The organism is Alicyclobacillus kakegawensis NBRC 103104, from assembly GCF_001552655.1.
GTDB classification, from domain to species: Bacteria; Bacillota; Bacilli; order Alicyclobacillales; family Alicyclobacillaceae; genus Alicyclobacillus_G; species Alicyclobacillus_G kakegawensis.
In genome coordinates, this window is the sequence record NZ_BCRP01000043.1 from 1 (window position 1) to 10,549 (window position 10,549).

At 51.1% G+C, this 10,549-nt stretch carries 11 protein-coding genes; 4 read left to right on the forward strand and 7 right to left on the reverse strand.

Annotated elements, in window-relative coordinates; all coding sequences use genetic code 11:
* Window positions 1–543 precede the first annotated feature (543 nt).
* On the reverse strand, window positions 544–1,017 hold the full coding sequence (locus tag AK2_RS15905; protein ID WP_067936973.1) for a DinB family protein: 474 nt from the start codon (window positions 1,015–1,017) through the stop codon (window positions 544–546).
* A 290-nt stretch (window positions 1,018–1,307) separates the two neighbouring features.
* Between AK2_RS15905 and AK2_RS15910 the strand changes: the two genes are divergently transcribed.
* Window positions 1,308–1,580: a hypothetical protein gene (locus AK2_RS15910; protein WP_067936975.1), complete on the forward strand. Its 273-nt coding sequence runs from the start codon at window positions 1,308–1,310 to the stop codon at window positions 1,578–1,580.
* Window positions 1,581–1,863: 283 nt separating this feature from the next.
* On the opposite strand, the gene AK2_RS15915 is transcribed toward AK2_RS15910, so the two are convergent.
* The 5 genes from AK2_RS15915 to AK2_RS15935 form a co-directional block, all read right to left on the reverse strand.
* Complete coding sequence (locus AK2_RS15915; RefSeq protein WP_157076395.1) at window positions 1,864–2,991, reverse strand: NHL repeat-containing protein; 1,128 nt, start codon at window positions 2,989–2,991, stop codon at window positions 1,864–1,866.
* 99 nt (window positions 2,992–3,090) lie between these two features.
* Entirely contained in the window at window positions 3,091–3,915 is an 825-nt protein-coding gene (locus AK2_RS15920) for a Kelch repeat-containing protein (protein WP_157076396.1), read from the reverse strand.
* Window positions 3,916–4,215: 300 nt separating this feature from the next.
* Entirely contained in the window at window positions 4,216–4,668 is a 453-nt protein-coding gene (locus AK2_RS15925) for a DUF2231 domain-containing protein (RefSeq protein ID WP_067936982.1), read from the reverse strand.
* 546 nt (window positions 4,669–5,214) lie between these two features.
* On the reverse strand, window positions 5,215–5,568 hold the full coding sequence (locus AK2_RS15930; RefSeq protein ID WP_157076397.1) for a hypothetical protein: 354 nt from the start codon (window positions 5,566–5,568) through the stop codon (window positions 5,215–5,217).
* The gene (locus AK2_RS15935; RefSeq protein WP_067936987.1) at window positions 5,555–6,679 is read right to left on the reverse strand and encodes a class I SAM-dependent methyltransferase; all 1,125 of its coding nucleotides are present in this window, start codon (window positions 6,677–6,679) and stop codon (window positions 5,555–5,557) included. Before AK2_RS15935 ends, AK2_RS15930 begins: the two co-directional genes overlap by 14 nt.
* Window positions 6,680–7,028: 349 nt before the next feature.
* Here AK2_RS15935 and AK2_RS15940 point away from each other — a divergent pair, with 349 nt between their 5' ends.
* From AK2_RS15940 to AK2_RS17015, 3 genes are all read left to right on the forward strand, one after another.
* Window positions 7,029–7,433 carry a type II toxin-antitoxin system HicB family antitoxin gene (locus AK2_RS15940; RefSeq protein WP_067936989.1) on the forward strand — a complete coding sequence of 135 codons (405 nt, stop codon included), beginning with the start codon at window positions 7,029–7,031 and terminating at the stop codon, window positions 7,431–7,433.
* A 23-nt stretch (window positions 7,434–7,456) separates the two neighbouring features.
* Window positions 7,457–7,867 carry a hypothetical protein gene (locus AK2_RS15945; RefSeq protein ID WP_067936992.1) on the forward strand — a complete coding sequence of 137 codons (411 nt, stop codon included), beginning with the start codon at window positions 7,457–7,459 and terminating at the stop codon, window positions 7,865–7,867.
* A 323-nt stretch (window positions 7,868–8,190) separates the two neighbouring features.
* Window positions 8,191–8,829, forward strand: a complete 639-nt coding sequence (locus tag AK2_RS17015) for a hypothetical protein (protein ID WP_157076398.1) — start codon at window positions 8,191–8,193, stop codon at window positions 8,827–8,829.
* A gap of 1,222 nt (window positions 8,830–10,051) precedes the next feature.
* On the opposite strand, the gene AK2_RS17940 is transcribed toward AK2_RS17015, so the two are convergent.
* On the reverse strand, window positions 10,052–10,234 hold the full coding sequence (locus tag AK2_RS17940; RefSeq protein WP_439645122.1) for a hypothetical protein: 183 nt from the start codon (window positions 10,232–10,234) through the stop codon (window positions 10,052–10,054).
* Between the last annotated feature and the right edge of the window lie 315 nt (window positions 10,235–10,549).

Genomic DNA, 10,549 nt, shown 5'->3' on the forward strand with positions numbered 1-10,549 from the left:
GGATGTTGATGTAGATCTTGTTGAAACAAAAGCTATTCCCGGCATTGCTGATAACATTGATCCTTGAGGTTATTTTCTTTGTTCTATATCTAGACAATTGGTTTCATCCCTATTCGTCGGATGCCCGAGTTGGCGAAATTTTATTTGATATTTGGCTTGTCATCATTCTAATCGGATTAATTTTAGGGATCGTTTCGCTACTTCGTCGCACGCACATCGTCTGGTCATCCATTGTAATTATCTGGAGTTCATTTTTGACCATATTGACCGTTGGCGCCTTTTGGATCGGCTCAATGTAAGTCCATCCCAAAACGACTCTTCCGTCGCCTACAAGCCTTCATGGCTGGGGCTTTTTCTTATCTCCCGCACACCTCCAGGCTTGCTGAAAAGACGCTGCGAGACATGTAGAACCGCGCCCTTGAGGGTTGGTCCGTGTGGACCGAACGGCCCTGAACCTACATATTCATACAAAATTGTTGCACACACAAACCAGTGCTAACCTGGTTGTGTGGTACACTCGCCCCGTTAGCGACATCATTTGCTTTAATCGAACAAACCTCTACGGATTAGATTCGCCGTGATCGGCTCTCGCCCAATTTCTCTCGCCCACACAGACAATTGACCAATGTGATGTATTTCATGAGCGATGACGTGACGCATGATTTCTCCATACCTGTATGTTAACCATTCACCGTTTGGGTGTTGAAGCGTAAGTTCTTTACGTTCCATCTCAGATGTCCATGACGCAACAAAAGGTTCCACCTCAGTGTGCAACTGTTTTGATAAGTCCCTTATTTTTCCTAGGCTGCTATATGCCTCGAAGGGTTCTTCAAATTCTGTCTTCCCCTGTAAGACGCGAATCCAACTGTATTCAACATCGACGATATGAAACAGCGTCTTTAAGATTCCTCCAACACCGCCAATCCGTGTTTTAAGCAATTCATCTTCAGGCACATCTTCACACCAAGAGAACCAGTCATCACGGACCTGCCAATTGTAATGAAACAAAGTCTTCATTGCTAACCCACTCTCCCGTCACTCTATTACGAAATCGACCGAATATTCATTCCGATTTTGTAAGATAAATTCCTTCCTGACGTGCTAGGTCCTCTTACGTCGCTATCCTGCCCGTTGATGTGATAAGAAACACTCTGATTTGACATGAATATGCGCTCAGGGGACGATTCTGAGTAGTCCTCGCCAATGATAATTTAAAGCCACTTCGGTAACCCCCTCTTCCGTGCTATGATTCTTCTGTCATCCCCATTGTGGGGATACCTGAAAACCAAGTTGGGGAGTGGTATGGCGTGCTCTTTCACGTGACTGCAAGGCACAGCGTTGACGACTGTGGAATGTATAACGAAGAGATCAGACAGGCATTACAGGAATTTGTTCCCTCTATTCCAAATCGCTGTGAGGAATTGGGAGTGAAACTCCACTTTGCCGTTATGGGCCACCCCGACCACGTTTTCTACTTGCTTGTTGAATCCAATGATTTAACTGCTGTATGTGCACTATTGAGTGCCGTTCCTATGAAACAGGAATTTGATATCAAACCAGTGCGTTTGTTGGAACTCTAAGGACCGCCCTGTCCCAATGGATGGAGAAACAGAGATATGCGTCGTAATTCCGAAACTAAACTATGGTAACCTAGAAGTATGGAAGTATGTATGGCCCTGCGTCCTAATAATCCCACAGTCGATATAGGAACCACTCCTTCCCGACTTCCTCGTGCCATAGGCTCCGTCCATAAGCCGTTGCATGCAAAATATGATGTGATGAAGAAGAAAATGACCACCCGACGGGCGGTCACGCCTTGCCTCCTCTTGCGGCTATTTGTCGGACCGTGCCATACAACCCAACTCACGCCTTAGGCAGGTGCCAGGTGGCAGGGATGAAGTTGACCCCATCGGGAACATTCAAAAGTCCGGGAGCGGTTCCTGGATGCCCGGTGTGCCCGTATTGCCAGACAATCTGATTCTTTTTGGGATCGATGATGACCACGCGATCGTTGTAATCGTCGTTGACAGCGATATCCCCGTTTGGCAAGGGGATGGCCAAAGACGGCTTAGACAACTCACCAGCCCCTGACGTTTTGTAATATTGCCAAACCACCTTGCCCTGTGGGGTGAGTTCTTCGATGCGGCCCGGCGTGCTGTAGTCGGCCACCAGGATGTCCCCGTTTGCTAACAATTGTGCGTCCGACGGATAGGAGACATTTGAAACATGGACGGAATAGAGCAGTTTCCCGTTTTTATCAAGTCGGTCGACGTAGCTTCCGCCAATCTCGGTGACGAGCATACCCCCATCGGGTAAGGGCGTGTCTCCGTTGGGAGCTGCAAAAGAATAGGGAGGGTTGTGTTTTCTCAGGCCCGTGGTCCCGTATTGCTTTATCACGCGGCCTTGTTTGTTAATGACAACAATCCGCTGGTTGACAATGTCAGCGACAGTGACATCCCCGTTTGGGAGCATGTACGCGTCATCGGGGGTATTCAAATACCCAGGACGGCTTCCAGGTTGACCCGGGTGCCCGTAACTCCACACCATCTTTTTCGTGGCAATATCGATGACGCCGATGACTTGGTTGTCTTCTTCGTTGATAATGATATGCTTCATGTCCGGTGTGAGGAAGGCATCGTCCGCTCCGAGTGAATGGGCGTTGTGTGGTCCCTTATTGGCCATGGCCATCGACCAGATTACCTTCTTCGCGGGGGTTACAATGAGTAGGCGGCTGTTTCCGCGGTCCGCAATTAACATATAACCTGGGAGCGGGCCGCTTTTTTCCGCATTCGATACTTCAGCAGACCTAGATTTTGTCGGTCTTGAGGTGACTTTCGCGACCGCCGCATGATTGTTCCCGGAATGTTCCTGATGAGCTTGCGATCCGGCGGCATTGCTTGATGTTGGCGCGGTGTTTGTCGCACACCCGGCCAATAAGAGAGTACCACCGAACAATACGACAAACGTGAGGTCTTTGACAGCGCGTTTCATGAAACCAGTCTCCTATCTCTTTCAATTACACCGGATTTTCGCGATATGTACTTTGCAAAGACAGCTTTCCCCCGGCCAGCCGCGGAAGCAACATAAGACTCAAATGGCGGGTAGCTTGACTTTGTAGATCGCTCCTAAATATTGAGTTTTGTGCCCGTAGTCGGTCCACCCGCCCGCCAAGTATCCAAAAGATCCCTGCTGAGTATAGCCCATATCCGCCATGGGGAGCGGGAGGTTGTTCAACTCCTTGGTTGCCCCAGTCGGTTCCTCAATGGCGTACACATTCGATACCGTACTGCGGCCGTTCCATCCTCCAGCCACGATGAGCCACTTTCCTGCCGTGAAGGCGGCTGCCTTGCTCAGCGGTTGGGGTAATTTCGCCACCGTCCTGACTGGGGCATCGGGGTTCCGCCCATCCCACACCCACACATGCGCAGCAGGAACTCCTTGCACCGATTCACCGCCCACAATGTAAACTCGCGTTCCTGCAACCGCGACGGCCGGATAACGAGTCCCTTGAGGGAGGGTAAACAGAGGCCTCCACTGCAGGTGTCCGTTTGTCACATGGACGAACTGAACCTGCCTGTTGGGCCGCACACCATTGTATCCACCGACGAGTAGCAGTCCTTTGGCATTGTCCCACGTGTAGGGGACACAGGACGCATCCGACAACGGCTGTGGCAGCCGGTCGACCAGTGTTGTGTGACCATTGGCAATGCGCCACACCGTGTTGTATGAAGCCGATTGTCCGCCGCCAAAGACGTACAAATCCGGGCCAATAAACCCGGCCGCGACGTCATGGGTGGGTACAGGCAATGCTGCAAGTTGACCGTGTTTTGGCCACACCTCGTCCACTCCGGTCAGACTTATATGACCATCGTACCCACCGACGACGAAGAGGCTGCCGTTCGTACGCGCAGCCAATACCAGTCCGCCGGCGGGTATCGTGAGTGTGGACATGAGTTGCCAATCAAGGCCCGTCCAAGGGAGAGTGGAACCAGTAAGCGGTTTGCGCCCGGATTGGGAATGTTGGGATGCGGCACTATGCAAAGGCATGGAAGAAACACTTTTGGATATTCCGCATCCGGCCAATATCCCAATTAAGCCCAACACAGCTCCTCCAACGGCCCCAGCTCGCTTGAAGAATTGGCACCGGTGCACGATGTGTTCCCCTTTCCAAGTTCAAGTGCTTCGATGAGTGGCCATTGTTCGTGGCGATTCCTTTTAGCGTACGCCCAGGCCATAGCTATAAACGAGGGTGCCTCCCAAGTGCCCGGCAAGGCTCACAAGGATGGTTGAAACGAGACAGAAGAGGAATGCAAATACAGATACACGAAATGCCCTTGCTCGCCATATCGAGACCGTCTGAATGACAAAGGAAACGATGAGCAAGACGCCGGTCAGTTCCCCGTATTCTTTGTGTTTATGGAACATCCCACTAACTGTGTGTGGAATATGATGCAGATAAGATTCACTGATGACTCCAGCCAATCCAGCAGCCAGCGTGGACAAGATGCTCAAGATCAACATATAGAAGAATGCTTTGCTCCAAAATTCATCCTTTCTTCGAATCAGGCCGATGACCCCGGCGAGCGTACAAATATAATTCACAGCAATGGTCAAGTGAACGACCATCGGGTGGATCGTGGATGGAAACAAGTGGTATAGACTTGTCAAAGCAGGACCTCCCCAACAGGTGAGCACAACTTTCGATATATTCCACATGGGGCTCTTTGTCTCAGAATCATCCTAGCGTCGGCAGGTCAAAATCACCTCAAAGTCCTATCTTATAAAGCTCGATAGCAGACTGATTAAGTTAACGCTTGCCGCGATACAAAAACCACCATGTAGTCCCGGTTGAACGCAGGGGCTACATGGTGGTTTCGCCAAATAAATGGGCTCCTAGCGGCCGCGTTTGCCTCCATACTATATAGTCATCAGAATTCTCGAATCTTTGGCGCCTTGTCCTTCAATGTTGTTGGTCATGAGCATTGCGCTGCGGACACGGCACGCGCCAACATACCCCCATGGGATAATCACGCCCATCTTGATGCATAAACCCAGTGCGAAATACTGAACTGGGTCCAGTAATATCCACGAGGCGACGGCAGGTCAAGCAGTAACATAATGCCTTCGCACCGGACTCTTCGCTGTGACCGTGTGCCACAGTGGTCATAGGACTCACCTTCTTCGTCGAGACCGCACCCATAACTGCATGCAGACCTACTTTCGGACTCGAGCCCGAATCAACTGGCACGGATGCCTTTCGATGAGTTTATGTGGCGGATATTTTTTTACTATTTCCTCGCCTCTCTGAATTAACTGCTCAATCATCTCCTGACGTGCGCGCAATGGAAGACTCATCATCGGTTCCTCGAACACATTGGCGACATCTACAAATGCCTTCACCACGAGACTCGGGAACGAATAGTACAGCTCGGTGTCGACATATTGCAGATCGAGAATCTCGAATTGTGACTTCATAACAGATGGCACCGTGTCCGGCCCCGGCAAAGTATCCATATTTGCATTCGCCGACGAAGGTCTCGCCTTGAGCACCGGTTCAAACCATTCCAAGAAGAAAATCGCTCTGCGCAGGAAAATGTAAAGGATGTAATGAGGTAAAGGTTCCGCCAGGTTTCAAGACCCGCGCAATCTCTCTGCATACCTGGTCAAGATCCGTAAATTGCAAAAATGCATATCCAATTACGCCATCAAAACTATCCGCTGAAAATGTCAGGTGCTCCGCCTGTGTACGTAGGATCTCGACCCACGAAGCACGATGAATCTCACGTTTCCTCCTCACCGAGGCCAGCACACCGGTGGACGGGTCTGTCGCCACCAAACGTCCGCGAGGACCAATAGTCTGGAACAACCCCGCGTCAAAGGTTAGACCACCCGTACCGCATCCGAGTTCGAGAACCGTCATACCAGGTTGTATCTGGCTAAGTTCTATAACCTTTTTCCTCAGTTGTGGAATATTTCGGCCCAGTTTTTCCGTGATTAGATCCATGTCCTCGAGATTGTTGAAATTGTTCAGCCGAACCAATCGCGACCGATGCTTCAGAAACCCCGATGACGCAAGCATTTCTTTTAAAGATTGTAGCATCTCCTCCCCCAGGGGGGTTAATAGCACACGCCCTTCCTCGTGGTTCAGTTCTGCCGCCCCCGCAGCGATTAAAGCCTGAAGCTCCAGATGCAGACTTCCTGTCGCCCATGGCCTATGAAATTGCCCTTTTAGAAAATCGTCTACTGTCATCGAGCCATAGTGATGCAAGGCTTGCAAGTTGTCGTACATGGTTATGAGATGGTAGAATGTTACAAACCGTCGCGGGTCAACCATCTCAGCAAAGTTTTCAACCAATCTTTGCGCTACACACACCATTTCTTCGGTGACTTCCAACTGCCCCAGTTCCAAATGACTCAAATACACGGCGGTATCTGAAATCGTCTCATAATAAGCTTCTCCAGCGCGATCTTTATTGAGAGGATAGCTCCCGGCAACGTTGAATTCCCAGTCCGGATTCCAGTGCCAATTAGCCAACCAGATCGCTTTCCGTTCAACGTCCCTAAGCAAATGGCGCGGAATTCGATTTTTCCCAGCCCCCCAGGTTAACCAAGGAGCGACAACAATCCGCTGCCGGATCATCTTCCTTGCCAGTTCAACATATCCATCCAAATTCTCCATACTACTCTCACCCTCCATTATTTAGAGACTTCTACAAATTACACGGAATGTCCTGTCATGGACCTGATGCAGAACTTCGTTCGGATCGTGGACTAGATGATGGAGTACGCACGCAAAGGCCGGCCGATTCCACACCAACGGTTCGATGATACTTCACCTTACCATTCATTGACACGCGTAATTTACACGTGTACAATGTGGACTGCAGGAGGGGAACGGGAACAAGCTGCGCGTCAAGGGGGGGTTCTCCTGCAAAGGTATGTCTCCCACGACTCTGCAAAGCACAGCGAAAATGACAGGCGTCCAATCCTGAAGGCTGTCTGTCCCCCTATGAGAAGGATGTGTCGATATGGATCGATACCTGTTTCCCGCTATCTTCGAGCGGAACGAAAATGGCGGATACACCATCACCTTTCCGGACTTGAGTATCGTCACGGAAGGCGATAATTTATCACACGCCTTGAACATGGCCAAAGAAGCGCTGGAACTCCATCTTTACGGATTGGAGGAAGATCATGATCCCATTCCAGAACCCACCCCTCCCGAGCAGGTGGAGGTACCGCGGGCTGCCTTTGTGACCGTCATCGAAGTGTACATGCCGCCTGTTCGAGAAGAAATGGCGCATAAAGCCGTGAACACTACAGTCACCTTGCCTAGATGGCTCAAGAATGCTGCTAAAGAACATGGCCTCAACCTGTCGGAGGTCCTGCAATACGCCGTTAAAGAACGGATCGGCATCCACGAACGAAACTAACTACTCGAAAGGGGACCTGATACATGCGTTCCATCATCGCCTTCGTCGTGGTTATTCTTTTGATTGCAGGTGCAGGTGGATGGTACGCCAAGAAGGAAGTCACCAAGCAGGCAAGCAACAAGGTCGTCGCGGAATTGAATACCCCAAGTGGTCAGGCGGAGTTTCACAAGATCCTGCAAGACCCGAAAGTTCAGGGCGAACTCGCCCAGTTGCGGCAGTCCAATTCCGGCAACCTTCACTTTGACAGCGAACAGCAGGCTGTCCAGTACGCCATGAACAAGCTGTCGATCAAAGAAACCCTGCAACTCGCACAGGATTACTTACACCGCAACAGTCTGACCGAACAGCAAAAAGTCCAGATTGAGAACGAAGTGCTTTCGAAATTCACGCCCCAAGAGTTGGCCGCAATTGCGAAAGCGATGCCTAGCAATTAAGGCGTGTAAGGCCGCAGTAAAAGCCCCGTGCATGTGCGCGGGGATATTTTTTCTCCCGATCCCGATGTTGACCAAGTTCCTCTGCCCCCAGGCCGCCGCAAAAGACGTGCCTCAGTTCGAATTTGCGAAAGCACCATGGCCCCTTCTCGATCCACGTCTTGATTCATACGCCTGCCCAAGTGTCGAAAAATCTGTACGGAATGCTCTGGCACCTGATGCACCTGCTACAAGAACTTTTAAGCTTCCTTTCAGGTTTCGCATCGTTGTCAAGATTATAATGGCCATGTTACGAGAGAACTCTGACTTATGTGGGGTGAGTGAACATGATAGGCATTGGGTCGAATACGTCTTGGATCAGTGGCCTTGTGCAACAGTATTTGTCCGCCACATCCAATTCCAGCAGTAGTCCCGATTCTACAAATTCTACAGCTACTTCAACAAGCGTTGACGATCCGTTGATCAACGATATCGCAAGCATTTTGGGAACCGACTCATCCACGATTGCAAGTGATTTGGATTCGGGTGAATCCTTATCCACAATCGCCAACGATTACGGGATGTCCACACAGGATTTCCTTAACCAGCTTGTCAATATGTCCGCTTCAGCGACCTCGAGTTCCGACGCCAACTCCTCGGCCGATTCCGACACGAGCAGTACCGGCAGCGCGACCGATTCATTGGCTCAGGAACTGCTCGATATGCTCAGTTCCACTGGTTCATCGAACAGTTTGTCGGACGACCTGCTTAGTGTCCTGGATTCTGACAGTGACACATCCAACACTTCCTCTGATGATTCATGGACTGCCCTTCTGGAGGATCTCAACCCCATTGCTGCAGCTGCCAATGCGCTCGGTATCAGCGAGTCAGCATTTTTAAACGGGATATTGCAAGCCCAATCGACCAGTTCGTCCGACAGCAGTAACGCAAGTGCGTCCACTGCCACCGCTCAAACAAGTTCTTGAGCCGCCACATGGATTTCACCGGAATCGACAGTGATAACGCTCAAATTGGGGGGAGACGCGCTCGTCGCTGCTCCCTTCTGCAATTTGGACTGATGTGCTCATCATCCCGCAAGGACCTTGTAAGCAAAAAGAAGACCCGCCGAAGCGGGTGTAGTATGTAATGCGCCGCGCGGCCCACCAGCTCCAGCCTTACCGCCAGGTGGCACTTGACAGCACGAAAGGAGGGCGCAGCTCCGTACCGGTTTACCCGCCGGTACGTCGTATACGGCGCTGCTGCTTCCGGGAGGCTGGAGATTTTTCGCGCGGTCTGTCATGAGGTCTATGGACAGCGCACTAGGCGCAAATCCGCGAAAGAGAGTCAGCGGCCAATCAACCGCTCCAATGTGTTTAGGTCCACCCGCTAGGAAGGGTAAAGGTGAGAAGTCGACACGTAGACGCGATTTCCCACAGCCATCCACCGCCATATAAAAAATTTGGATGCCTGAGCACCGTAGAGGGGCTTGGCTTCCTCTCCTAAACGAAAAGACCCCGCCATATCGGCAGGGCCTAATGGACATAGCCTCGCTTGGCCCCCGTATAGCACCGTTTCCCTGCGGCATTTACGCAAGGAAAGCGCACGAAAGGCGTACCAAAAATGCACCGAATTTTGTTCACCAGTAAACGGATCTGGTGAAAGTAGCTTTCTCTCCACTATCACTTTTCAATAGTATCCAGGTCGGTGACAACGTGCTCCTGGACATCCGGGATCAACAACTATATTCCTCGTGACGGGTTGATAAAAGTGCTGCGGCACGTTCACAATGACATGTCTATTGATGTTTACAATCGGATGGACGTAAGGAACCATCCGGGGAATGTAGCAATCTCGAACGCAGTAACGAGGCGGACATATGATTGGTGGGCAATTCACTCCACAGTCACCCCCAATAAACAGATGCAGGATGTCTGATCAATATCCTGCTCCCCCAGTTATTGGAATGATCAAGACGAATAGCACAAAGATGATGAGAAATACAATGGCCCAGCGCGTAAAGCCACCAAAACATCCGTCCATGGGTCAATCCCCCTTTTGAACTGACGATTGATTTATATTACAATCCATGTCCCCACCCGAAGCGGCCATATCCGACAAGTAATTCGAGCACCGGCCGTAGCCGATGCCCTGACAGACACACAGGTACCCACCGCAACAAGTACGGTGTTTATATCCTTGTTGCCATACTCAGTATGCTCCAACTCCACCACCCGGTCCATAAGCACCAGCGCCCGGTCCATAAGCACCAGCACCTGGGCCACAAGCGCCGCCCCCTGCGTAACCTCCGTAACCTGGAACTAGAAGGAAGAACAACACGAAGATAATCAGAAATACAATGGCCCAACGTGTAAACAAGCTACCGTCCACTATTTCACACCTCCCTGGACTGACATGGCTCAGTGTACGGAGAGAAACATGAAATCGACGCGGCATTTTTCCCATCATCAGCGGTCATCCTCGTACTGCGTGATCCCCCAGGTCTCCGCGAACCGGAATATCGCCTGCGCCTTCTGTTCGTCGTAGTATCTTTCCGATACGTACTACCCGGCCTCGTAGAGCTCGCGCCACACCTGCAAGTCGCTCCTGGCCGGGTTGCGTGGGCTCGGCTCATGCTCTATGTACAGCGGCGCATGATCTGCGCCTGATACTCCGGCAGGCTGTCCACGGCGCGCTCAACCTCCCGGC

Coding starts and splice junctions, on each gene's coding strand:
- AK2_RS15905 (WP_067936973.1), bottom strand. CDS start 1,017: ATGAAGACTTTGTTTCATTACAATTGGCAGGTCCGTGATGACTGGTTC.
- AK2_RS15915 (WP_157076395.1), bottom strand. CDS start 2,991: ATGAAACGCGCTGTCAAAGACCTCACGTTTGTCGTATTGTTCGGTGGT.
- AK2_RS15940 (WP_067936989.1), top strand. CDS start 7,029: ATGGATCGATACCTGTTTCCCGCTATCTTCGAGCGGAACGAAAATGGC.
- AK2_RS15945 (WP_067936992.1), top strand. CDS start 7,457: ATGCGTTCCATCATCGCCTTCGTCGTGGTTATTCTTTTGATTGCAGGT.
- AK2_RS15935 (WP_067936987.1), bottom strand. CDS start 6,679: ATGGAGAATTTGGATGGATATGTTGAACTGGCAAGGAAGATGATCCGG.
- AK2_RS17015 (WP_157076398.1), top strand. CDS start 8,191: ATGATAGGCATTGGGTCGAATACGTCTTGGATCAGTGGCCTTGTGCAA.